This window comes from Kribbella sp. NPDC049584 (assembly GCF_040675555.1).
Taxonomy (GTDB): domain Bacteria; phylum Actinomycetota; class Actinomycetes; order Propionibacteriales; family Kribbellaceae; genus Kribbella.
In genome coordinates this window covers 180914-203330 of sequence record NZ_JBFAPF010000004.1, presented here as the reverse complement: position 1 = coordinate 203330, position 22417 = coordinate 180914, and the positions used below count along the sequence as shown (strand labels likewise).

Annotated in this window: 22 protein-coding genes and 1 pseudogene; 8 read left to right on the top strand and 15 right to left on the bottom strand. The window is 68.4% G+C overall.

Features of this window, described 5'->3' with window-relative positions; genetic code table 11:
- Positions 1-12: 12 nt before the first annotated feature.
- The 5 genes from AB0J62_RS17205 to AB0J62_RS17185 are packed head-to-tail and all read right to left on the bottom strand — an operon-like array spanning position 13 to position 6127.
- Positions 13-1455, bottom strand: coding sequence for an FGGY family carbohydrate kinase (locus AB0J62_RS17205; RefSeq protein ID WP_363871067.1), 1443 nt, complete (start codon positions 1453-1455; stop codon positions 13-15).
- Positions 1456-1464: 9 nt separating this feature from the next.
- Entirely contained in the window at positions 1465-2928 is a 1464-nt protein-coding gene (locus tag AB0J62_RS17200; RefSeq protein WP_363871064.1) for a mannitol dehydrogenase family protein, read from the bottom strand.
- Complete coding sequence (locus AB0J62_RS17195) at positions 2925-3770, bottom strand: carbohydrate ABC transporter permease (RefSeq protein ID WP_134105309.1); 846 nt, start codon at positions 3768-3770, stop codon at positions 2925-2927. Before AB0J62_RS17195 ends, AB0J62_RS17200 begins: the two co-directional genes overlap by 4 nt.
- A complete protein-coding gene (locus AB0J62_RS17190) occupies positions 3767-4729 on the bottom strand; it encodes a sugar ABC transporter permease (protein ID WP_363871060.1) in 963 nt (320 codons plus the stop codon). The genes AB0J62_RS17195 and AB0J62_RS17190 overlap by 4 nt, the downstream gene beginning before the upstream one ends.
- A gap of 12 nt (positions 4730-4741) precedes the next feature.
- Entirely contained in the window at positions 4742-6127 is a 1386-nt protein-coding gene (locus tag AB0J62_RS17185) for a sugar ABC transporter substrate-binding protein (RefSeq protein ID WP_363871057.1), read from the bottom strand.
- A 108-nt stretch (positions 6128-6235) separates the two neighbouring features.
- Between AB0J62_RS17185 and AB0J62_RS17180 the strand changes: the two genes are divergently transcribed.
- Together AB0J62_RS17180 and AB0J62_RS17175 are read left to right on the top strand one after the other, a co-directional pair.
- Entirely contained in the window at positions 6236-7183 is a 948-nt protein-coding gene (locus AB0J62_RS17180) for a sugar-binding domain-containing protein (RefSeq protein WP_363871054.1), read from the top strand.
- 6 nt (positions 7184-7189) lie between these two features.
- Entirely contained in the window at positions 7190-7984 is a 795-nt protein-coding gene (locus tag AB0J62_RS17175) for a phosphotransferase (RefSeq protein WP_363871051.1), read from the top strand.
- On the opposite strand, the gene AB0J62_RS17170 is transcribed toward AB0J62_RS17175, so the two are convergent.
- The gene (locus AB0J62_RS17170) at positions 7941-8372 is read right to left on the bottom strand and encodes a hypothetical protein (RefSeq protein ID WP_363871048.1); all 432 of its coding nucleotides are present in this window, start codon (positions 8370-8372) and stop codon (positions 7941-7943) included. The two genes, AB0J62_RS17175 and AB0J62_RS17170, sit on opposite strands and share 44 nt — an antisense overlap.
- Before the next feature lie 60 nt (positions 8373-8432).
- Between AB0J62_RS17170 and AB0J62_RS17165 the strand changes: the two genes are divergently transcribed.
- Together AB0J62_RS17165 and AB0J62_RS17160 are read left to right on the top strand one after the other, a co-directional pair.
- A complete protein-coding gene (locus AB0J62_RS17165) occupies positions 8433-9032 on the top strand; it encodes an ATP-binding protein (RefSeq protein ID WP_363871045.1) in 600 nt (199 codons plus the stop codon).
- Between the two features lie 151 nt (positions 9033-9183).
- Positions 9184-9801, top strand: a complete 618-nt coding sequence (locus AB0J62_RS17160) for a hypothetical protein (RefSeq protein ID WP_363871043.1) — start codon at positions 9184-9186, stop codon at positions 9799-9801.
- Positions 9802-9806: 5 nt separating this feature from the next.
- On the opposite strand, the gene AB0J62_RS17155 is transcribed toward AB0J62_RS17160, so the two are convergent.
- From AB0J62_RS17155 to AB0J62_RS17130, 6 genes are all read right to left on the bottom strand, one after another.
- A complete protein-coding gene (locus AB0J62_RS17155; RefSeq protein ID WP_363871040.1) occupies positions 9807-11081 on the bottom strand; it encodes a thymidine phosphorylase in 1275 nt (424 codons plus the stop codon).
- Complete coding sequence (locus AB0J62_RS17150; RefSeq protein WP_363871037.1) at positions 11081-11491, bottom strand: cytidine deaminase; 411 nt, start codon at positions 11489-11491, stop codon at positions 11081-11083. Before AB0J62_RS17150 ends, AB0J62_RS17155 begins: the two co-directional genes overlap by 1 nt.
- Positions 11466-12755 (bottom strand): ABC transporter permease, encoded by a 1290-nt coding sequence (locus tag AB0J62_RS17145; RefSeq protein ID WP_363871034.1) that lies wholly within the window; start codon positions 12753-12755, stop codon positions 11466-11468. Before AB0J62_RS17145 ends, AB0J62_RS17150 begins: the two co-directional genes overlap by 26 nt.
- The gene (locus tag AB0J62_RS17140; protein ID WP_363871031.1) at positions 12752-13957 is read right to left on the bottom strand and encodes an ABC transporter permease; all 1206 of its coding nucleotides are present in this window, start codon (positions 13955-13957) and stop codon (positions 12752-12754) included. The genes AB0J62_RS17145 and AB0J62_RS17140 overlap by 4 nt, the downstream gene beginning before the upstream one ends.
- A complete protein-coding gene (locus AB0J62_RS17135) occupies positions 13958-15508 on the bottom strand; it encodes an ABC transporter ATP-binding protein (protein ID WP_363871028.1) in 1551 nt (516 codons plus the stop codon).
- 118 nt (positions 15509-15626) lie between these two features.
- A complete protein-coding gene (locus tag AB0J62_RS17130) occupies positions 15627-16703 on the bottom strand; it encodes a BMP family ABC transporter substrate-binding protein (RefSeq protein ID WP_363871025.1) in 1077 nt (358 codons plus the stop codon).
- A 274-nt stretch (positions 16704-16977) separates the two neighbouring features.
- Between AB0J62_RS17130 and AB0J62_RS17125 the strand changes: the two genes are divergently transcribed.
- Complete coding sequence (locus AB0J62_RS17125; RefSeq protein WP_363871022.1) at positions 16978-18159, top strand: amidohydrolase; 1182 nt, start codon at positions 16978-16980, stop codon at positions 18157-18159.
- Between the two features lie 224 nt (positions 18160-18383).
- On the opposite strand, the pseudogene AB0J62_RS17120 reads toward AB0J62_RS17125, so the two are convergent.
- Positions 18384-18743, bottom strand: a pseudogene (locus tag AB0J62_RS17120) (AraC family ligand binding domain-containing protein); the annotation flags it as partial.
- A gap of 23 nt (positions 18744-18766) precedes the next feature.
- Here AB0J62_RS17120 and AB0J62_RS17115 point away from each other — a divergent pair.
- Positions 18767-19594, top strand: a complete 828-nt coding sequence (locus AB0J62_RS17115; protein WP_363871019.1) for a M55 family metallopeptidase — start codon at positions 18767-18769, stop codon at positions 19592-19594.
- On the opposite strand, the gene AB0J62_RS17110 is transcribed toward AB0J62_RS17115, so the two are convergent.
- A complete protein-coding gene (locus AB0J62_RS17110; protein ID WP_363871016.1) occupies positions 19569-20303 on the bottom strand; it encodes an alpha/beta hydrolase in 735 nt (244 codons plus the stop codon). The two genes, AB0J62_RS17115 and AB0J62_RS17110, sit on opposite strands and share 26 nt — an antisense overlap.
- Before the next feature lie 54 nt (positions 20304-20357).
- On the opposite strand from AB0J62_RS17110, the gene AB0J62_RS17105 reads away from it, so the two are divergent.
- On the top strand, positions 20358-20768 hold the full coding sequence (locus AB0J62_RS17105; protein WP_363871013.1) for a MarR family transcriptional regulator: 411 nt from the start codon (positions 20358-20360) through the stop codon (positions 20766-20768).
- Between the two features lie 44 nt (positions 20769-20812).
- The gene (locus AB0J62_RS17100) at positions 20813-21235 is read left to right on the top strand and encodes a DUF2000 domain-containing protein (protein WP_363871010.1); all 423 of its coding nucleotides are present in this window, start codon (positions 20813-20815) and stop codon (positions 21233-21235) included.
- 18 nt (positions 21236-21253) lie between these two features.
- On the opposite strand, the gene AB0J62_RS17095 is transcribed toward AB0J62_RS17100, so the two are convergent.
- Positions 21254-22414, bottom strand: a complete 1161-nt coding sequence (locus AB0J62_RS17095) for a sialidase family protein (protein WP_363871007.1) — start codon at positions 22412-22414, stop codon at positions 21254-21256.
- Positions 22415-22417 lie beyond the last annotated feature (3 nt).

Here is a 22417-nt window from a genome sequence, read left to right as displayed (position 1 = left end):
AACTGTAGGGGCTCAGCGGTTGTAGGGCTGGGACAGCAGCGGGCGGGTGTTGGTGAGGACCTGCTCGTAGTTGGCGCGGATCTTGGCGGCGTCGACGCTGATCGCGGGCTCGGGTTTGCCGACCGGGACCGGCCAGGTCGGCAGTTCGCCGGTGAGGGCCCAGGCTGCTTGCCGGGCGGCGCCCAGAGCGACGTACTCGGCTGGTTCGGGGAGTACGACCTCGGCGCCCAGGAGGGCTGGAGCGAGGGCTTGTACGGAGCGGGAGCGGGCGCCGCCGCCCAGCAGGTGGACCCGGTGGACGGGGAGGCCCTGCGCGCGGAGCGCGTCGACGGCGTCGGCGAGGCCGCAGAGGAGGCCCTCGACTGCGGCGCGGGCCATCGCCGCGGGCTGCATGGTTGCGCGGGTCAGGCCGTAGATCAGGCCGGTGGAGTGCGGGAGGTCCGGCGTACGCTCGCCGTCCAGGAACGGGAGCAGCACCAGGCCGTTGCTGCCGGACGAGGTGATCGCGGCCTCGTCGAACTCGGCCAGGTCGAGGCCGAGCATGTTCGCGGTCGCGGACATCACGCGGGCCGCGTTCAGCGTGCAGACGAGCGGCAGGTACTCGCCGGTCGCGTCCGCGAAGCCCGCAACCAGGCCGGTCGGGTCCGCGGTCGGGTTGGCCGACCGCGCGAACGCCGTACCGCTGGTCCCGAGGGAGACGGCAACGTCACCAGGCTGCAGGTCGAGCCCGAGCGCCGCCGCCGCGTTGTCGCCGGTGCCGGCGCCGATCGCTGCGCCGAACGCCGTCTGCCCGACGATCTCGCCCGGACCGGCAACCCGCGGAAGCGCCAACTGCCGCCCGAACGCAAGCTCAACCAGATCGGTCCGGTAACTGTTCGTCGCCGCCGACCACCACCCGGTCCCGGAGGCGTCTCCACGGTCAGTGGTGATCCCCTCGATACCGCTCCGATCAGCCGCCAGCCGATGCGTCATCCAGTCGTGCGGCAGCACAACCGCGGCAGCCCGCACCGCGGCCTCGCGCCTGACCGCGTCGGCGCCGCGGGCGGCTTCGTCGCGTAGCCAGCGCAGCTTGGTGACGGTGAAGGAGGGGACGGGGACCGAGCCGATCGCTTCGGCCCAAGCCTGGGGCCCGCCGAGCTCGGCGACGAGTTCTTCGGTGGCGTCAGCTGAGCTGGTGTCGTTCCAGAGCACGGCGGGGTGGACCACCTCGCCGGAGTCGTCCAGCAGGACCATGCCGTGTTGCTGGCCGCCCACCGCGATCGCCTCGACGCCGTCCAGCAGGCCGTCGGACGCGGTCTCCCACGCCTTCCACCACTCGGCGGGGTCCACCTGGGTGGCGTCCGGGTGTGGTGCCCGCCCCTCGCGTACCACCGCGCCGGTCTCGGCCTCGCACACCAGAACCTTGGTCGCCTGGGTGGAGCAGTCCACACCGGCGACCAGCCTCAGCTCAGTCATGTTCCGACGCTACAGGGCTTCGAGCGTGGCGCGGGCACCGATCTCGTGGAGCGACTTCAGAGCAGCCTTGTACTGCGTGACGAACCGCTCGTCCGAGGCGAGATCACCGAACAGATCCGGATCCGAGATGAACACCAGCGGGTCCTCCCGGTTGTGCTGCGCGCGCTCGACCAGCTTGTCCCGAAGCCGGTCGACCACCTCGATCGCATTGCCCTGCTCGTCGGTGCCCTCGGCGTACCGCGCCCAGGACGCCACGACCAGAACTGAACGCTTGATCTCACGATCGGCCGCCAACTGCTCACGCACCACCGGGAGCAACCACTTCGGGATCCGGTCCGAGCTCTCCGCGCACAACCGCGCCAGCGTGTCCCGCACCTCCGGGTTCGCGAACCGCTCGATCAGCTGGTGCTTGTAGCGGTCAAGGTCGACCCCCGGCACCGGCGGCAGCGTCGGCGTACCTTCGTTGTCCATGTAGCCGAGCAGGAAGTCCACGAACAGCTTGTCCTGGCACACCTCGTGCGCGTACCGATAGCCGGCCAGGTACCCGAGGTAGCACAGCGCCTGGTGCGAGGCGTTCAGCAGCCGCAGCTTCATCAGCTCGTACGGCTCGACGTCCTCGACGATCTGTACGCCGACATCCTCGTACGGCGGCCTGCCGAGACCGAAGTCGTCCTCGAGCACCCACTGCGTGAACGGCTCGCACACGACCGGCCAGCCGTCCTCGATCCCGAACCGTTCGGCCAACGCCTCCCGGTCCGCATCCGTGGTCACCGGCGTGATCCGGTCGACCATGCAGTTCGGGAACTTGACCTCGCTCTCGAGGAACTCCGCGATCTCGGCGTCCTTCAACCGGGCGAACGACGACAGCATCTTCCGCGCCACGTGCCCGTTGCCCGGGATGTTGTCACACGACATGACGGTGAACGGCGGTACGCCGGCCGCCCGCCGTCGCGCCAGCGCCTCGACGATGAACCCGAACGCGCTCCCCGGCGTCGCGCCCGGCTCCAGGTCGGCGGCCAGCGACGGGTCGGACGCATCCAGCTCGCCCGTCACCTGGTTCACGTGATACCCGCCCTCGGTGATCGTCAACGACACGATCCGCGTCGCCGGGTCCACCATCCGGGCGAGCACCGCTTCAGGATCGTCCGGCGCGAACAGATACCCGGCGATCGACCCGATCACCCGGGGCTCGAGGGTTCCGTCGGGATGCTTGACGACCAACGTGTACAGGTGGTCCTGGGCGGACAGGACGTCGTACATCCGCCGGTCCTGGGGCAGCACCCCGACACCGACGATCCCCCAGTCCAGCGCCTTGCCGTCGTTCATCAACCGGTCCAGGTACATCGCCTGATGCGCGCGGTGAAACCCGCCGACCCCGAAGTGCACGATCCCCGGCGTCAGCGCCGTACGGTCGTAGGAGGGCACACCGACATCATTGCCGAGGGCATCGAGAGTGGCAGCAGCCAGTTTCACTTGACCGCCCCCAGCGACAGACCCTGGACGAGCTTGTCCTGTGCGGCGAACCCGGCGATCAGCACCGGCAGCGACACCACGATCGAGGCGGCACAGACTTTGGCGAGGAACAATCCTTGACTGGTCACGAACCCAGTCAAGAACACCGGCGCGGTCTGCGCCACTGTGCCGGTCAGCACCCGGGCGAACAGCAGCTCGTTCCAGCTGAAGATGAAGCAGATCAGCGCGGCCGAGGCGATACCCGGTGTGACGACCGGTGCGACCACGGACCGCAGCGTGCGGGTCAGCGACGCTCCGTCGACGGAGGCCGCCTCGAGGATCTCGACCGGTACCTCGGACAGGAAGCTGCGCAGCATCCAGACCGCGATCGGCAGGTTCATCGAGGTGTACAGGATGATCAGCAGCCAGATGTTGTCCAGGAACCCGACCGATTGCGCGAACAGGTAGATCGGCAGCAGGCCTGCCACCACCGGCAGCATCTTCGTGGACAGGAAGAAGAACAGCACGTCGGTCCACTTCTTCACCGGCCGGATCGACAGCGCGTACGCCGCCGGGAACGCGAGCAGGATGACCAACGCGGTGGACAGGATGCTCGCGGTCAGCGAGTTCGCGATCGACGGCCACGGTCCGGTGTCGAAGAACGAGCGGTAACCGTCGAGCGTCAGCGGCGCCGCGATGTCCGGCGGGTTCTTCGCCGCGTCCTCCTCGGAGTGGAACGACGTCAGCAGCATCCACAGCACCGGCAGCACGAACAGGATGCCCACGATCCAGGCCACCCCGGACAGGACGAACCCGCCACCGCGGTTCTTCTTGCCGGTAACGATCGTGACTTGGCCGCTCATCGACCGGTCTCCTCTCGGAACAGCGTGGACACCGACCGCAGTGCGAATGTCGCGATCGCGATCGTGCCGATCACGACGATGACGCCGGCGGCCGAGGCCCGGCCGTAGTCGTGTGCGGTGTAGAAGGTCTGGTAGATCGTGTACGGGAGGTTCGCCGTACCGAGACCGCCGGACGTGATCGTGAAGACCGCGTCGAAGTTCTGTACGACGTAGATCGAGCCGAGCAGGGCGGACAGCTCGAGGTACTGCCGCAGGTGCGGGAGCGTCATGTAGCGGAAGATCTCCCACTGGTTCGCGCCGTCGATCCCGGCCGCCTCGATCACGTCGAGCGGGCGGCTCTGCAGACCGGCCAGCAGGATCAGCATCATGAACGGCGTCCATTGCCAGACCAGCGCGAAGATGATCGACCACAGCGGCTGGTTGCTGATCCAGTCCGGCTGTGGCGCGTTGTCACCGAAGATCCACTTCAGCACGCCGTTGAACAAGCCGTACGTCGGGTTGTACAGCGCGTGCTTCCACAGCAGGGCCGCGGCGACGGGCACGATCAGGAACGGCGTGATCATCATCGTCCGGACCGCACCGCGGCCGCGGAACTTGCGGTCCAGCAGCAGTGCGATCAGCAGACCGAGGACAAGGCTGATCAGCACCACACCCGCGGTGAGCAGGATCGTCACCCAGATCGCGTGCCGGGTGTTCACGTCGGTCAGCACCCGGCGGAAGTTGTCGATCCCGGCGAAGCCGCGCTCGTCGGGGTAGTAGGCGTTCCAGTTCATGAACGACACGATGATCGTGACCACGAACGGCAGCTGGGTCACGATGATCATGAAGACCAGCGCCGGCAGCAACGGTCCGCGCCGGGCCCAGTCACCGGCCTTGCGCATCATCGTGCCCTCTGAGCCGGGCGGCGCCGCACGCCGGCTCGGCTTCACCGCCGCGGGCTTCTTGGCGTCAATGCTCATGAGCCGCACCCCTCACTTCGCTGCGCGCGAGCGGTATCGCTCGGCGACGTCGTCGGCGAGCGTCTGCCCGCGTTTCAAAGCCTTGTCGACGCTCATCCGCCCGGCGATCGCCGAGCTCACGTCCTGACTGACCTGGGTCCCGAGGTCCGGGAACTCCGGGATGTCGACGAACTGGATCCCCGGCGCCGGCCGCGGCTGGACGCCCGGGTTCTTCGGGTCGGCGCTCTCGATCGCCGACTTGGTCGGCTCGGCGAACGCGGCCGCCTCCTTCACGTACTCCGGGATCTCGTACGTCGACGCGCGCTTACCGGCCGGAACGTTGGACCAGCCAACCTTCTCGCCGACCAGTTTCTCGTAGTCCTTGCCGGAGGCCCAGGAGATGAACTTCCAGGCGTTGTCCTTCTTCTTCGAGGCTTCCTGGATACCCCAGGCCCACGCGTACAGCCAGCCGGAACTGTCGGTCTTCACTACCGGAGCGGGCGCGTAGCCCATCTTGCCCTTCACGGGCGACTTCGGCGCCTCGAGCGAGCCGGCCGCCGACGTCGCGTCGTACCACATCGCGACGTTGCTCTGGATGGTGTTGTTCAGGCACTCGGTGAAGCCGGCCTGCGGTGCGCCCGCCTCGCCGTGCGCGCGGACGAGATCGACGTAGAACTTGGTCGCCTCGGTGAACTCGGGCGAGTTGACCTGGGCCTGCCAGTCCTGGGTGAACCAGGTGCCGCCGAAGGTGTTCACGACCGTGGTGAGCGGGGCGAACAGCTGGCCCCAGCCGGGCTGGCCGCGCAGGCAGATGCCGCGCATCCCGGGCTGGGCGTTGTCGACCTTGGCCGCGATATCCGCGACCTGCTGCCAGGTCGGCTTGTCCGGCATCGTCACGCCCTTGGCGGCCAGGATGTCCTTGCGGTACATGAGGAACGACGACTCGCCGTAGAACGGTTCTCCGTAGATCTTCCCGTCGTCCGCGGTCATCGACTGGGTCATCGGCTTGAGGATGTCGTCCTGGTCGAACGACGGGTCCTTGTCGATGTAGTCCGACAGCGGGGCGATCCACTTGCTCTTGGCATAGATCGGGATCTCGAAGTTGCTGACCGACGCCACGTCGTACTGACCGGCCTGGCTGGAGAACTCCTGGCTGATCTTGTCCCGGACGTCGTTCTCCGGGAGCACGGTGAAGTTCACGTGGATGCCGGTCTGCTTGGTGAAGTTGTCGGCGGTGAGTTTCTGCAGGTCGACCATCTGCGGGTTGTTCACCATCAGCACATTGATGCTGTCGGCACTGTCGCCGCCACCGGCGCCACCACCCCAGCCGGCGCACCCGCTGGCCGCACTGAGTACCAGCGCGATGCCGACCGCCGTAAGCCTTCGTCCGGGCACTAGCCGCTCCTTCGGTCCGCTCATTTGAGCATGCCTCCGCTCACAGATTGAGTGAACCGGGAAGGCCTTGACCTGTCAAGAGTCTGTGCAACACTTGGGTCCGGTGGTGCTCATATGAGCGGGGAGGCTTTGATGGAGTCCTTCGGGCCGGCGCAGTTGGTGCTCACCGCGTCGATCGCGCGCCGGTACTACGTCGACGGGCGGTCGAAGGTGGAGATCGCGGACGAGTTCCGGCTCAGCCGGTTCAAAGTCGCGCGTCTGCTCGATCAAGCGCGCAGTAGTGGGCTGGTGCGGATCGAGATCAGCCACCCCGGGGCCATCGACCTGGACCTGTCGGTCCAGCTGCAGGAGGCGCTCGGACTGCGGAGGGCGATCGTGGTCGACACCCCAGAGGTAGACGACCCCGCTCTGCGGACGCAGCTCGGCAAGGCGGCCGCTGACCTTCTGTCGGAGATCGTCACCGCTGAGGACGTCCTCGGCCTTGCGTGGGCTCGTGCGGTGACCGCGATGACCGAGCAGTTGACGACACTCGCACCCGTGCCGGTCGTCCAGCTCACGGGTGCGCTCACCCGCCCGGACGTCGAGGCAAACTCCGTCGAGCTGGTGCGCCACACGGCGCGCTTGTCCGGCGGACCGGCGTACCTGTTCTATGCGCCGCTGGTCGTGCCGGATGCCGCGACGGCGCGGGCGTTGCGGCAGCAGCCGGAGGTGGCGGAGGCGATCAGCCACTTCGACTCGGTCAGCAAGGCTGTGGTCGGGCTCGGGTCGTGGGCGGCCGGGCAGTCGACGCTGTACGACGCGATGGACGAGAAGGCCTGTGAACAGCTGGAGAAGCGCGGCGTGGTCGCGGACATCTCCGGGGTGTTCGTGGACGCGGACGGCGAGCCGGTGCAGAGCCGCGTCACCGATCGGGTCATCGCGATCAACGCCGAGCAGATGGACAAGATCGACGAGGTGATCGCGATCCCGTACGGGCTGGCCAAGGTGGCCGCGGTGCGCGCCGCCGTACGCAGCGGGCTGGTCAACGGGATCGTTACCCACGCACCTCTGGCGAAGGCCCTGCTGAACGAGACAAACTGACCCGCGATGCCTTTGCCCGAGGTTGAGACCCAGTTGCTCGGCGGTACTGCGAACCGTGGGCTGGTCGTGCGGGTCGGCGACACCGTCCGCCGTCCGTTGCGACCCAGCAGTATGGCCACGCATGCCTTGCTCGAACACCTGGAGCGAGTCGGGTTCGAGGGCGCTCCGCGGTTGCTCGGGATCGACCCGCAGGGGCGGGAGGTGTTGTCGTACCTGCCGGGCGAGACGGTCACCTCGCCGTACCCGGACTGGTCGATGACGGACGAGGCGCTGGACAGCGTCGCGCACCTGCTGCGGGAGTACCACGAGGCGGTGGCGGACTTCCGGCCGGTCGGGCTGACGTGGGCAGAGCCGGTGCCGTCCGCGTACGTCACCGGGCTGATCAGTCACAACGACCCGAACCTGGACAACGTCGTCTTCCGCGACGGTGTTGCGGTCGCCCTCATCGACTTCGACCTCGCCGGCCCCGGCTCACCCCTCTGGGACGTCGCCACCGCGGTCCGCCTCTGGGCGCCGCTCCGCCCCGACGCAGACGTCCACGACGTACGCCGAGGCCGGTCCTTCAGCCGCCTGCGCCGCTTCGCCGACGCCTACGGCCTGACCGACACCGATCGCCTCCGCCTGGTCGACGCCGCCGCCGACAACCACATCTGGTGCATGGCCTACGTCCGCCACGGCGCCGAGTCCGGCCACCCCTGGTTCCACCAACGCTGGACCACCGGCGAAGCAGAACTCACCAACCGCACCAACGAGTGGTTCACAAAGACGGCGGACGCACTACGGCAGGCGCTCGTTCACTAACCGCCTCCGCGACCCCCTCGTAGTACTTCTCCTGCAGCCGCTTGACCCAGTGCGGAATGAAGACCGCCGTCGCAGTCGGGAACGGCGAGACGCCGTCCGCAGTGGTCAGCAGCGAAAGCACGAACATGACCACGACGAGGCCGGCGACGAGGATCCAGCCGTTGCGGCAGATCCATGGCCCACCGTCGGCCACCAGGCCGCGCCGCGTTACCGCACCTGCGGCGAACAGCAGCCCGTTGAGCGCGAAGACGACCGCGGTTGCGAGCTGAAACCATCGCTCAGCGTCGGCGTACGCCCCGAACGGCCGGACGATCAGTACGCAGGCGGACGCGAGCCACCCGGCCGCGACCAGCGCGTAGAAGGCGGCACCCAGCTTCATCTTCGGCATGTCTGGATATCGGTGGGGCGGGATTCGGTGTTACTGCAGCAACTGGCGGAGAATGGGGTGGTGCGTTCACGGGTGGTGTTGCTGGCGGGGCCTTCGGGGGCGGGGAAGTCGCGGCTGGCGGAGCAGGTGGGGTTGCCGGTGGTGCGGCTGGACGACTTCTACCGTGACGGGGACGACGAGGCGATGCCGCGGTCTCCACTCGGGATCGTCGATTGGGACGACCCACGGTCCTGGGACGGCGAGCGTGCGGTCGCGGCACTCGAGCAGCTGTGTACGGCGGGCAGCGCGGACCTCCCGATCTACGACATCGCCGCCGACGGCACCGTCGGCCACCGTCCCGTCAGCACCGAGGGCTCCGCGCTGATCGTTGCTGAGGGCATCTTCGCCGACCAGATCGTGGGCGCGCTCCGCGATCGCGACCTGCTCGCCGCCGCGATCTGCGTCCGTCACCACCGTCTCGTCACGTTCTTCCGCCGCTTCCAGCGCGACCTCCGCGAGCACCGCAAACCCCCGCTGACGCTGCTCCGGCGCGGACTCCTGCTGCTCCGCGACGACCCAGCAGTCGTCCGGCGCTGCGTCGAGGCTGGTTGCGAACCGCTCCATCCGAAGGCCGCCCGCCGCCGGATCGAGACGCTTCTCACTCCGTCCACGTCCCAGTAAAACAAGACTGTTTGCTTGGAGTTCACCATCTTCTGATGGCATCGCCCTCGGAACTGTCGGATGCGCTCGGGGGCGAGTAGCTGGACGGAGAGGGACCGTGACGCGGACTGCGCGGAGTCAAGCCGTGGGCGCTGCCGTTGTAGTAACCGCTGTGCTGCTGAGTGTGACTGCCTGCGGCAGTGAGGACGGCGCGTCGGCCACCGCCGCCGAGACCCCCACGGTCAAGCACTCGCTGTCAGGCCCGGCCCAGAAGGCGAAAAGCTCGCTCGTCGGTCTCGCCGTACTGCCTCGCGGCTATATCGCGGACCCGCGGGCCAACTCCACCGGCCCATTCACCGCGACGGCGTTCCTGAACACCTGGTCCGCCGACCCAGCGCTGGACCGCGCTCTGCTGCTGAACGCGAGCTTCGCCGAGGGATACCGCGCGTCCCGGCTCAGCCCCGACAAGAAGAAGCGCTTCACGCTGCAGCTGTTCAAGACCGGCTCGGCCGGCAAGGCAGCGGTCCTGCAGAAGGGCTTCTGGAGCCAGGACACCCACGAGCACCCGTTCAACCTGCCCGGCGCGCTCTCCGACGCCCGGGTCGAGTACGACGGGGGCACCGACCAGTCCACCGCCATCGCCGAGGCCAGCCTGGCCGTCGGGCCGATGGTCGTCGAGATCAGCGTCCGCGAGGTAGGTGCCCTGGGCAGCAACCTCACCCCGGACACCGCCCTCGTCACGGCCCTCGCCGTCCAACAGCGAGCCCGCCTCACCGCAACCTCCAGCTGAACGCCTCAGCCGATCCGGTCGATGACCAACGGACCTGGCTCGTACGAGTCCGCGACCGCGACGGCGTCGGTCAGAGACTCCAGCGCACGCTCGATCCGGCTCGGGTCATCCGTGTGAAGGGTCAGCAACGGCCGGCCTTCCTGCACCTGATCGCCAGGCTTCGCATGCAGCTCGACCCCGGCCACCGCTGACACCGGGTCCTCCTTGCGCGCCCGACCGGCCCCGAGCCGCCACGCGGCCACCCCGACAGCCAGCGCATCGAGCTTGGACAGCGTGCCAGACGCAGGAGCTGGTACGACGTGCTGCTCCGGCGCGACCGGGAGCTCCGCGGACGGATCGCCGCCCTGGGCCGAGATCATCGCGCGCCAGACGTCCATCGCCGTACCGTCGTTCAGCTTCTCGGCCGGGTCGACGTCGGTCACGCCGGCCGCGGCGAGCATCTCCTTGGCCAGGGCAACGGTCAGCTCGATCACGTCCGCGGGACCGCCGCCGGCCAGCACCTCGACCGACTCGCGGACCTCGAGCGCGTTGCCGGCGGTCAGACCGAGTGGGACCGACATGTCCGTGAGCAAGGCAACGGTCTTCACGCCGGCGTCGGTGCCCAGGGCAACCATCGTCTCGGCGAGCTCGCGAGCATCGGCCAGATCCTTCATGAACGCGCCCGAGCCGACCTTCACGTCCAGCACCAGCGCGCCGGTGCCCTCGGCGATCTTCTTGCTCATGATCGAGCTGGCGATCAGCGGGATCGCCTCGACCGTGCCGGTCACGTCCCGCAGCGCGTACAGCTTCTTGTCGGCCGGAGCCAGACCGTCACCGGCCGCGCAGATCACCGCGCCGACGTCCTCAAGTTGCTGCATCAGCTCGTCGTTCGACAGCGCCGCGCGCCAGCCCGGGATCGACTCGAGCTTGTCCAGCGTGCCGCCGGTGTGGCCGAGACCCCGGCCCGACAGCTGCGGTACGGCGACCCCGCACGCCGCGACCAAAGGGGCCAGCGGCAACGTGATCTTGTCGCCGACGCCGCCGGTCGAGTGCTTGTCCGCGGTCGGCCGGGACAGCTTGCCGAAGTCCATCCGCTCGCCGGACGCGATCATCGCCGCGGTCCAGCGGGCGATCTCGCGCCGGTTCATCCCGTTCAGCAGGATCGCCATCGCGAGTGCGGACATCTGCTCGTCGGCGACGTCGCCCTTGGTGTAGGCGTCGATCACCCAGTCGATCTGCCCGTCGCTCAGCTCACCCTTGTCCCGCTTGGCCCGGATGACATCCACCGCGTCGAAACTCATCAGTTCTCCAAGTCCTCCGGCCCGAACGCGTCGGGCAACAACTCACGCAACGGGCGCGGTCCGGTCGGCGTCTCGAGGAGCAGGCCGGGCCCGCCGTTCTCATGCAGCAGTTGGCGGCAGCGACCGCACGGCGTCAGCAGATCCCCGTGGTGGTCCACACAGGTGAACGCCACCAGCCGCCCGCCGCCGGTGCGATGCAGCTCGGAAACCAGCCCGCACTCGGCACACAACGTCAGCCCGTACGACGCGTTCTCGACGTTGCACCCGGCAACAACCCGCCCGTCGTCCACCAACGCCGCAGCACCGACGGCAAACCCCGAGTACGGCGCGTAGGCCCGCCCCATCACCTGGACGGCCAGCGCGCGCAAGGCCGGCCAGTCGATCTCACTCGGTGACGTAGGGCTCACCATCGGCCTTTGGTGCTCTCACTCTGCCTACCAGGCCGGCGACCGCGATGATCGTGGCCAGGTACGGTGCCATCAGCAACAGTTCGCCGGGGATCGGCGTCTGGATGATCTGCAGCTGCGACTGCAACTGCGTCGCGAAGCCGAAGAACAGCGCCGCGACCGTCGCGCCGATCGGGTGCCAGCGGCCCATGATCAGCGCGGCCAGGGCGATGAACCCGTTGCCCGCGGTCATTTCCTTCGAGAACGAACCGGCGTACCCGACGGTGAAGAACGCGCCGCCGAGCCCCGCGAGGATGCCGGCGGCCAGTACCGCGGAGTACCGGATCCGCTTGACGTTGATCCCGACCGTGTCGGCGGCCTTCGGGTGCTCGCCGACCGCGCGGATCCGCAGGCCCCAGCGGGTCTGGAACAGCACGAACGTGACGACCGCGACCGCGAGATAGGTCAGGTACACCAGGATCGTCTGGTTGAACAGGATCGGGCCGAAGAACGGGATGCTGGCCAGACCGGGGATCTTCACCGCCGACAGCACTTCCGGCGTGTTCAGTTTGTTCGCGTCCGGCTGCAGGAACTCGTCGAACAGGAAGCCGGTGATACCGGTCGCGAAGACCACCAGCACGACCCCGAGCACGACCTGGTTGACCAGGTACTTGATCGAGAACACAGCGAGCAGCGCGGCCATCAGCACGCCGGTCGCGGCCGCCGCGATCAGGGCGGCCGCGGCGTTGCCCGTCGTACTGGAGACGACGGCCGCGGTGAAGGCGCCGGTCAGGAACTGGCCCTCGATCGCGATGTTGATGACGCCGGCCCGCTCGGACAGCACACCGGCGAGCGCGCCGAGGATCAGCGGGGTGGCGAAGTTCAGCGTGCCCTGGAACTGGTTCGCCAGCGGGAACGTCTTGCCCGCCGAGGCCCAGCACAGGAACGCGCCGATGAAGCAGATGCCGAGCAGTGCGGCCAGCCAGCCGGCGTACCGCTGCGGCACCCGGCGGACGATGTACGCGGCGGCCGCGGCGACGCCGAGGATGCCGAGCAGCAGACCGACCGCCTGCGCGGGCAGATGCAGCAAGTTGTTCTGCAGATCGCCGGAGACCAGCTGGAACGTCGCCTTGCCGCTCTTGGTGAAGATCGCCAGCAGCAGGCCGATCAGCGCGAACACCAGCATCAGGCCGCCGACCCGCAACCGCCGGGTCCGATCGGCCGGCGCCTCGATGACCTGGGCCTTCGCGGGCGCCGCGGGTACCTCGTCGGGAGTCGTCTCGGTCATCCGTTCCAGCCTTTCGCGAGGACGGTGCCGGCGCCGCGTTCCTTGGGCAGGAAGCGGAAGATCGAGCGCACCAGCGCCGGGGCCGCCACGAACAGCACGATCACGGCCTGCAGGACCGTGGTCAGCGTCAACGGGGTCTGCGTGATCAGCTGCATCTGCAGACCCCCCGCGTTCAGAGCGCCGAACAGCAGACCGGCCAGCACGGTGCCGAGCGGTGTGCCGCGGCCGAGCAGCGCGACCGTGATCGCGTCGAAGCCGACCGATGCGGCGACGCCGTCGGTCAACGGCAGGTCCGTGCCGAGCACCTGCTGGGTTCCGGCCAGACCGGCGAGCGCGCCGGCGACGACCATCGCGATGATGTACGCGCGGCCGACCGACATCCCCGCCGTCCGCGAGGCGTCGGCGTTCGCCCCGACGGCGCGCAGCTCGAAGCCGATCGTCGAGCGGTTCAGCAGCCACCAGACGAAGATCGCGGCGAGCAGCGAGAGGATGAAGCCGGCGTGCAGCCGGGTGCCGCCGAACTGCGGGTACTGCGCGTTGGCGTCGACGATCGGCGAGATCGGGTCGGTCCGCCCGGGCCGCTGGAACGCCGACGTGGTCAGCAGCCAGGCGAGCAGATAGAGCGCGACGTAGTTGAGCATGATCGTCACGATCACCTCGTGCGCGCCGGTGCGGGCCTTCAGCAGCCCGACGACGCCGCCCCACAGCGCGCCGCCGAGCAGTCCGGCGAGGATCGCCACGATCAGGTGCAGACCGGCCGGCAGGTGCCAGGCGAACCCGACGTACGCCGCCAGGATCGCGCCGGCGATCAGCTGCCCCTGCGCGCCGATGTTGAACAGTCCGGTGCGGAACGCGAGCGAGACCGCCAGGCCGCCGCAGATCAGTGGAGTTGCCTGGGTCAACGATTCGGTGATCGCGGTGACCGACCCGAACGCACCGAGGGCGAGCGCCTTGTAGGCCTCACCGACGGCACTCGCGGCCGCGGAGATGGTGTCCATCGGCGCGGCGCCGAAGTACCCCATCGCGGTCTTCACCTGCTCGTCGCTGACGATGATCAGGATCGCGCCGACCACCAGGGCCAGCACGATCGCGCTCAGCGAGACCAGGCCCTGGACCGCCCACGACGGCAGGCCGGAGCGCTGTGGTTCCTTGGCCGGTACGGGCGCGGCCGGGGCCGGCTCGACCGTTGTGTCTGTGCTCATCTAGATGGTTCCCAACGTGGTCGGGTTCTCGATCGCGACATCGTGCGCCTCGGACCTGGAGGCGCCGGCCATCATCAGGCCGAGCTCGTCGCGCGGGGTGTCGGCCGGTACGACGCCGACCACCTTGCCGCGGTACATCACCGCCACCCGGTCGGTCAGGGCGGCGATCTCGTCCAGCTCGGTCGACACGATCAGGACGGCGGTGCCGTTGTCACGTTCCTTGACGATCCGGCTGTGCAGGAACTCGATCGAGCCGACGTCGACACCACGGGTCGGCTGCGAGGCGACCAGCAGCTTCAGCGGCCGGGACAGCTCGCGGGCCAGCACGACCTTCTGCTGGTTGCCGCCGGACAGCGACGACACCGGCAGGTCGATGCTCTGGGTGCGGATGTCGAACTCCTCCACCCGGGCCTCGGCGTTCTTGTTGATCTCGTCGGTCCGCAGCGCCAGCCCGTTGCCGAACGGCGCCTTGCGGAACAGGTCGAGGATCAGGTTCTCCGCGACCGTGAACGAGCCGACGAAGCCGTCGTGGGCGCGGTCCTCCGGGACGTACCCGATGCCGGCCTCGAGCCGCTGTCTGGTCGACCTGCCGGTCAGGTCCTGGCCGTCCAGGGAGATCTTCCCGGCCGCGATCTGGGTCAGCCCCAGCAATGCCTCGGCGAGCTCGGTCTGACCGTTGCCCTGGACACCGGCCACCGCGAGGATCTCGCCGGCCCGGACCTCCAGGTCCACGTCGTCGACGGCGGTGAACCCGCGCTCGTCGATCACGGTCAGCCCTTCGACCCGCAGTACGACGTCCTTCGGCTGGGCCGGCTCCTTGTCGACGACCAGGTCGACCGCGCGGCCGACCATCAGCTCGGCGAGCTGCTCCTCGGTCTCCGACGGCTCGGCCTGGCCGACCACCTTGCCGCGGCGGATCACGGTGATCTTGTCCGCGATCGCCTTGACCTCTTTGAGCTTGTGGGTAATGAAGACGATCGACGTGCCGTTCTCCTTGAGCTGGCGCATCACCGCGATCAGCTCGTCGATCTCGGCCGGGGTCAGCACCGCGGTCGGCTCGTCCAGGATCAGCACCCGGGCGTCGTTGCTGAGCGCCTTGATGATCTCGACCCGCTGCTGCACGCCGACCGGGATGTCCTCGACCAGCGCCTCCGGGTCGACCTCGAAGCCGTAGCGGTCGGACAGCTCGGTGACCAGGGCGTCGGCCTTCTTGCGGTCCAGGATGCCGCCGGCCCGGGTGTTCTCCCGGCCGAGCATGATGTTCTCGGCGACGGTGAACACCGGGACGAGCATGAAGTGCTGGTGCACCATGCCGATACCGTGCTTGATCGCGTCACTCGGCGAGGTGATCTTCACCTTCTCGCCGTCGATCAGGATCTCGCCCTCGTCGGGCTGCAGCATCCCGTAGAGCATGTTCATCAGCGTGCTCTTGCCGGCTCCGTTCTCACCGAGCAGGCAGTGGATCTCGCCCGGCTCGATCACCAGGTCGATGTGGTCGTTGGCGACCAGCGAGCCGAAACTCTTGGTCAGGCCGGACAGCTCGAGATGCATGCGGGCAGCCTCCCCTTCAGACGGCGAGCCAGGCTCTTCATACCGCGAGCCAGGAGGGCTGGACCGGTGGGTCCGCTGCCTTCCTGGCTCGCACCGTACTACGCAACTGCGTGATCGATCAGGACGCCTTCGGCTGAACCTTCGACTCGATCGTGATCTTGCCGCTGATGATGTCGGCCTTGATCGTGTCCAGCTCGGACTTCACGTCCGCCGGGACCTTGCTGTCGAAGTCGTGGAACGGCGCGATCGCCGTACCACCGTTCTGCAGGGTGCCGGTGAACTGGGTGTTGTCGAACTTGTTGTCGACGACCGAGATCACCGCGTCCTTCACGGCGACGTCCATACCCTTCTCGACGCTGCTCATCAGCACCGAGCAGTACTCCTCGGCGCTGATGCAGCCGTCGGTGTCGACCCAGATCGCGTTGACCTTGCCGTTGCTGGCCTTGGCCGCCTGCAGACCGCCCAGACCCGACGGGCCGGCGACCGGGAACAGGATGTCCGCGCCCTGGGTGATCAGGTTCTGCGCGTTGTTCTGCCCCTTGGCCTTGTCCTCGAAGTCGCCGGTGAACAGGCCCTTCTGCTTCTGGTCGTCCCAGCCGAGCACCTGGACGTTCTTGCTCTTCTGCGTGTTGTAGTACCGCACGCCCTGGGCGAAGCCGTCCATGAAGATGGTCACGGTCGGGATCTGCAGACCGCCGAACGTGCCGACCTTGCCGGACTTCGTCATCGCGGCGGCCAGGTAACCGGCCTGGAAGCTGGACTGCGCGGTGTTGAACAGCAGCGGCTTCAGGTTCGCGATGGGCGCCTTCGGCGCGGAGTCGACGATCGCGAACTTGATGTTCGGGTTCGCCTTGGCGGCCGCCTCGGTGGCGTCCTCGAGCTTGAAGCCGACGGCGACGATGACATTGCACTTTGCGCTGACCATCGCGGTCATGTTGGTCGTGTAGTCGTTGTCAGACTTCGACTCGGCCTTGACCTCGGTCAGGCCCTTCTCCTTCACGGCGTCCTGCAGGCCCTTGTACGAGGTCTGGTTGAACGACTTGTCGTCGAAACCCCCCGAGTCGGAGACCATGCAGGCCTTGAAGTCCTTGTTGGCGCTGCCGCCAGAGCTGCTGTCGGTCGGCTTGCTGCCACACGCGGCAACGGCGAGCGTCAGCACGCCCACGATCGCCGTTCCCCGCACGTACTTCTTCACCGGACGTCTCCTTCGTCGACCAGATACCTTTGCCCGGCACGCCTTCCCCCACGTGCCGCATCCGCAGACTATAGGGCGCGCCCCGTCATTCTTTGAACGTTGCGCAGACCTCGATACCGGAAAGTGACCGGCATTCTCGTCACATTTCGACAACTTCTCCGGTATGGTCACCGGCTGCGCCACCCGCGTCACGGTGTGCACGCTCCGTGGCGGCTCTCACGGTGCGTGGTCGGCCCGATGGGTCTTTGTACCGGCTCTGGTGCACAATCGCGGGATGAGTCATCAGTTGCTGGTCGCGGACGTGCTCGCCCGGGTCGAGGCGGTGCGCGAGGAGATGGTCGACGTACGCCGGGACCTGCACACCCACCCCGAACTCGGGTGGCACGAGGTCCGCACGACCGAGATCCTCGAGAAGCGGCTGGTCGAGGCGGGGCTGTCCCCGCGCGTGCTGCCGACCGGGACCGGCCTGATCTGCGACATCGGAGCCGGCGACTCGTGCGTCGCGCTGCGGTCGGACATCGACGCGCTGCCGGTGTCCGACGGCGTGGACACGCCGTGGCGGTCGACGATCGACGGCGTGGCTCACGCGTGCGGTCACGACGTACACACGGCTGCGCTGTTGGGTGCGACGCTGGTTCTGGCCGGAATGGCCCGCGACGGGCAGTTGGACCGGCGGGTGCGGGTCATCTTCCAGCCTGCGGAGGAAGTGATGCCGGGCGGAGCGCTCGGCGTCATCGCAGCCGGCGGACTCGACGGGGTCCGCCGTATTTATGGGCTGCACTGCGACCCGCGGCTGCAAGTTGGTCAGGTCGGCCTGCGGGTGGGTGCGCTGACCGCTGCTGCCGACCGGATCCTGGTCCGGCTGACCGGGCCGGGCGGTCACACGTCGCGGCCGCATCTGACTGCGGACCTCGTCTACGCGATCGCGACCCTGGTGTCCGAGCTCCCCGCCGCGCTCTCCCGTCGGGTCGATCCGCGCGCCGGCATGTCGCTGGTCTGGGGGCGCATCACGTCGGGCTCGGCCGCCAACGCGATCCCATCGCGCGGCGAAGCTGAGGGAACGCTGCGCTGTCTCGACGTCAACGCCTGGCGGTTGGCCGAGGAGCTGATCCCTTCGCTGGCCGAGCAGATCGTCCGCCCGTACGGCGTGCAGGTCGACACGGAGGTCACCCACGGCGTACCACCGGTCATGAACGACGCGACCGCGATCGGGATCATCCAGAACGCCGTACACCAGACCCTCGGCTCCAGCGCGATCGCACCCACGGACCAGAGCCTCGGCGGCGAGGACTTCGGCTGGTACCTCGAACACATCCCCGGCGCCATGGCCCGCCTGGGCGTCCGCCACCCATCCGCGGAGACCGCCGCCGACCTCCACACCCCCGGCTTCTCCCCCTCCGAAGAGGCCATCACCCTGGGCACCACGGTTCTGACCTCAGTCGCATTGCTGGACTGACGTCGGGCGCCGAAAAGCACATGTGTGCTCCCGGCGAGCGTGATCCCGTCGGTCACCTTCGAGTCCAGCAGTTCACGCAGCTTCACGGCCACGCCGGAGTCGTAGCGATCCGACGGCGCGACCACGGTACGACGTAGGTGCTGTGAGAGCCGTTCTTCGATCAACGTCAGACGGCTCTGCGCTTCCAGATCCTCCTGGCCGTCACGGAGCACTCGATGCAGCTGGTGGATCCGGTGTCTGAGAAGCGGGTCGACGTACTCCGGCTGATCGACGGCCGCGCCGATCAGATGGTCGCCGCCGAGCCGGTCAGGCGCCAGGTACAGCACCCGCTTCCGGAACCCCTGGGGCAGGACCGACCGGCCGTCGTGCGGCACGTGCGGTGGCAGCAGCGAGACCTGCGCCTGGGCCAGGCCGTGCTCGCGGTGGTCCAGGTCGTACCGGACCGCGCCCTCGTCGACGATCAGCACGGTCCACGCGTCGTGGGTGTGCGTCGGGTAGGCATGCGACGGGAAATGGGCGTGCAACACCTCGACGACCCCGGTCAGTCCGGGCCGCCACGCCCGGACCTCGGCGCCGCTGCTCATAGTCAGAACATACGCTGCAGGGCGTGAAGGTATACGTGAGCGCGGACATGGAAGGCATCACCGGACTGGTCGACGCGGAGGACGTCCAGCCGCCGGGGCGCGACTACGAGCGCAGCCGGGTGATGATGACGGAGGACGTGAACGCCGCGATCCGCGGTGCCTACGCCGCCGGCGCGACCGCCGTACTGGTCAACGACGCGCACGGTCCGATGCGCAATCTCCTCCCCGACCTCCTCGACCCGCGGGCCCGCCTGATCAAGGGGCGGCCGAAGCCGATGGGGATGATCGAAGGCCTGTCTCCGGAGTACGACGCGGTGCTGTGCATCGGCTTCCACGCCCGCGCCGGCGTGCTCGGCGTACTGAGCCACAGCTTCATGGGCCACGAAATCGAGGACATCTGGCTCGATGACCGCCCCACCGGCGAGATCGGTCTGCTCCACGCGGCGGCAGCGGCGTACGGCGTATCTGTGGCCCTCGTGACCGGCGACGACGCTGCCTGCGACGAGACGAAGTCCTGGGACCCCGCGGTCGCCACTGTCCCGGTCAAGTTCGCGAAGGACCGGTTCGCGGCCCAGTTGGTCCCGGTCGCCGAGGCTCGCCAGTCCATCGAGGCCAGCACGACCGATGCGTTGGCCAACCTGACCACGCCGCCGGCCGAGCGCGGTCCCCACCGCCTGACCGTCCGCTGGCAGTCGGCCTCCGTCGCCCTGCATCTCGCGGCGATCCCCGGCGTCGACCGGCAGGACGATCGCACGGTGACCGTCGAAGGCGACATGCTCCAGGTCTACCGCCTCTTCAACCTGTTCCTGCGCGTCTGCACAGCCGTCACCTCGAACCCGCCGTACTGCTGATGACCTTCAGGAGGAGGTCGGGGCTTTCCAGTTGGGGGAGGTGACCGGTGTTCTCGAGGAGTTCGAAGCCGGCGCCGGGGATGGCATCGGCATACGCGCGACCGTAGACGGGGTCGGCGATGCGGTCGCTGTCACCCCAGATGACCGTGGTGGGGACGGTGATCGCGGCCAGCCGGGTCTGGAGGGTCGGGTCTTCCATCGTGGCGGCGTAGACGGCCAGGGCGGCTCTGTTGCCGGCTAGTTGCGCCTGGGCGGCAGGTGGGAGCTGGGTCGGGTCGATGCGGAACGCATCGGGGTTGAAGTAGCTGAGGTCGGCCAACTCGGGGAACGTCAGCGAGAAGAAGTCCGCGACCGGATGGCCGGGAACCTGCAGGCCGACGCCGTCGACGATCACCAGCGACGTGACTCGGGGCGAGTTGAGGAGAGCGAGCTCGGCCGCGATCCAGCCGCCGATCGAGTTGCCGATCACCAGCACGTCCTCGAGATCGAGCCCGTCGAGCAGGTCGGCGTACGACGTGGCGAGGCCGGCGATCGTGGTGAGGTCCTCGGGGCGCGGGGTCCCGCCGAAGCCGGGGTGGGTGGGTACGACGACGTGGGCGGGCAGCTCGGCCGCCATGCGTACGCCGAAGGGCGCGACGGTCTGCGGGCCGCCACCACCGTGAAGTAACAGGACAGGTCGGCCGCTGCCGTGCTCCTCGAAGGTCTGCATATAAGGAACCTTAGATCAGTTTCCTTATATAAACAACCTGCTATTGTGTTCGCCGTGGAGCCTTCCGTGCAGGACATCGGGATCGCGGTCAAGCGGTTGCAGTGGCGTCATCACAGCGAGGCGAGCAAGCGGCTGGCCGGGCTCGGCGTCTCGCTGCCGCAGTGGGACGTGCTGCGCCGGCTGCACGAGGCTCCGGATGCTTCGCTCCACGACCTCGCCCAGCGCACGTTCCAGACCGATCAGTCGATGGGCTCGCTGGCCACCCGGATGATTGCCCGCGGGCTGATCGAGCGGGTCGACGGCCGCGGTCGCGCCGTACGCCACGTGTTGACCCCCGAGGGCGAGCGGATCCGCAAGGCCGGCGCCAAGATCCTCGAGGCTGTCCTCACCGAGTCGCTCAGCTCGTTGAGTGCGGCCGAGCGGTCGACGTTGTACGAGCTGCTGACGAAGGTCGGAGAGGCTTAAAACGTACAAGACCGTGGTCGGGGTCGCGGGTGAGGATCGGTGCTGTGGATGAGCCGATCAGATTCGATACGAAGATCGCCGTACTGCTGCGCGACGATCTGGCGGTGTGGCAGCGGTTGAACGTGACCGCGTTCCTGGTCAGCGGGATCGCGGCGACGCACCCGGAGGTCGTGGGCGAGCCGTACGAGGATGCGGACGCGACGATGTACCTGCCGATGTTCCGGCAGCCGGTGCTGGTGTTCGAGGGCAGCAAGGAGTTCATGGCGACGGCCCACGAGCGTGCGCTGCGCCGTGAGATCGAGCACGCCGTCTTCACCCAGGACTTGTTTGCTACCGGCAACGACCGCGACAATCGCGCGGCGGTGAAGGCGGTGTCGACCGCGGACCTCGACCTGGTCGGGATCGCGTGCTACGGGCCGAAGAACGCGGTCGACAAGGTGCTCAAGGGCGCCGCCATGCACCACTGAGCTCCGGCGTACAGGGCGTCAGCGGGGCGCGAACTTCGTCCAGGTGGCGCCCTCGTCGGTGCTCAGGACGACCTCCGTCGTACGCCGCTTCGGCACCTCGAAGCCGTACATCAAGTGCTCGTCCCCGGCGAGATCGGCGAGATCACCCGGGTAGCCGCGATCAAGGTCGGCCGCCCCGTCCCGCACCCGGTACAGCCGCGGCCGGTCGTTCGGCCGGCCGCCGAGCATCATCGCCGTACCGTCGTCGAACGCGAGCGGCGGCGTGTTCAGGCTCTGCGGCGGGTGCTGCACGAGCGTCCAGGTCGCCCCGCGGTCATGCGAGATGCGCATCTTCGCGACCGCCTGCCCTGTGTCGCCGACGATGACCGAGGTCGTCACCACGGTCTGGCCGTCCGGGCTGACCGCGAGCTTCCCGAGCTGGTTGTGGCTGTCGAGCGCCTGCGATTGCCAGGTCTTCCCGCCGTCGTCGGTCCACAGGATGTCGGTCCGCCCGATCCCGCTCAGCACCCAGCACCGCCCGGTCGTGTCGCAGACCGGCGACCGGCTGCCGCGGGTGTCGAGCATCCGGACCGACGACTCCTTGGGGTTCACCACCACGATCCGGCCCGGCACGACCTGGTCGGTCAGGATCTCGCCGGGCCCGAACGTCGACGTGGACAGCCTGTACCGTAGCCGGGTCAGCACCGGGCCGTCGTACGTCATCCGGAACATCATCGTGGTGTCCCCGGTGAGCGTGCCCTCGCGCGGCGGGGCGACCGCGATCGCCTCGTCGCCCGACGCCAGTGTCGCGTACGGGACCGGCCACTCCGGCGAGGTCGCGCGGGCGCCGTCGCGATCGAGTACTGCGGCGTACCGGCAGTTCGGGCCGCTCGTGCAGTCGGACCAGCCGGCCGCCCAGCGGTTCCGCGTCACCATCGTCATCGACAGCACCTGCGCCCGCTCGGCGTTCACCACGGCGGTCCCGGACCGCCCGGCGGCCGCGGGCTCGATCGCGACCGGCCCCGAGTCGGCGTCGACCCGGTGCGAGACCCAGAGCACGGCCGTAATGACGACCGACGCCGTGGCGGCCAGTACGCCGAGCACGAGCAGCGGCGGCTTGCTCCGCGGCATGCCGCAGCGCTCCAGCAGCTCCACCAGTCGGGGGTAGTAGCGGTCGAGGAACTCACGGACGCGCTGCACACT

What these genes read in the sequence shown, in the direction of transcription:
- AB0J62_RS17175 (WP_363871051.1), top strand. Translation starts at nt 7,190, where the DNA reads ATGCCTTTGCCCGAGGTTGAGACCCAGTTGCTCGGCGGTACTGCGAAC.
- AB0J62_RS17170 (WP_363871048.1), bottom strand. Translation starts at nt 8,372, where the DNA reads ATGCCGAAGATGAAGCTGGGTGCCGCCTTCTACGCGCTGGTCGCGGCC.
- AB0J62_RS17140 (WP_363871031.1), bottom strand. Translation starts at nt 13,957, where the DNA reads ATGAGCACAGACACAACGGTCGAGCCGGCCCCGGCCGCGCCCGTACCG.
- AB0J62_RS17185 (WP_363871057.1), bottom strand. Translation starts at nt 6,127, where the DNA reads ATGAGCGGACCGAAGGAGCGGCTAGTGCCCGGACGAAGGCTTACGGCG.
- AB0J62_RS17205 (WP_363871067.1), bottom strand. Translation starts at nt 1,455, where the DNA reads ATGACTGAGCTGAGGCTGGTCGCCGGTGTGGACTGCTCCACCCAGGCG.
- AB0J62_RS17110 (WP_363871016.1), bottom strand. Translation starts at nt 20,303, where the DNA reads ATGCAGACCTTCGAGGAGCACGGCAGCGGCCGACCTGTCCTGTTACTT.
- AB0J62_RS17145 (WP_363871034.1), bottom strand. Translation starts at nt 12,755, where the DNA reads ATGACCGAGACGACTCCCGACGAGGTACCCGCGGCGCCCGCGAAGGCC.
- AB0J62_RS17180 (WP_363871054.1), top strand. Translation starts at nt 6,236, where the DNA reads ATGGAGTCCTTCGGGCCGGCGCAGTTGGTGCTCACCGCGTCGATCGCG.
- AB0J62_RS17190 (WP_363871060.1), bottom strand. Translation starts at nt 4,729, where the DNA reads ATGAGCATTGACGCCAAGAAGCCCGCGGCGGTGAAGCCGAGCCGGCGT.
- AB0J62_RS17155 (WP_363871040.1), bottom strand. Translation starts at nt 11,081, where the DNA reads ATGAGTTTCGACGCGGTGGATGTCATCCGGGCCAAGCGGGACAAGGGT.
- AB0J62_RS17125 (WP_363871022.1), top strand. Translation starts at nt 16,978, where the DNA reads ATGAGTCATCAGTTGCTGGTCGCGGACGTGCTCGCCCGGGTCGAGGCG.
- AB0J62_RS17150 (WP_363871037.1), bottom strand. Translation starts at nt 11,491, where the DNA reads ATGGTGAGCCCTACGTCACCGAGTGAGATCGACTGGCCGGCCTTGCGC.
- AB0J62_RS17135 (WP_363871028.1), bottom strand. Translation starts at nt 15,508, where the DNA reads ATGCATCTCGAGCTGTCCGGCCTGACCAAGAGTTTCGGCTCGCTGGTC.
- AB0J62_RS17195 (WP_134105309.1), bottom strand. Translation starts at nt 3,770, where the DNA reads ATGAGCGGCCAAGTCACGATCGTTACCGGCAAGAAGAACCGCGGTGGC.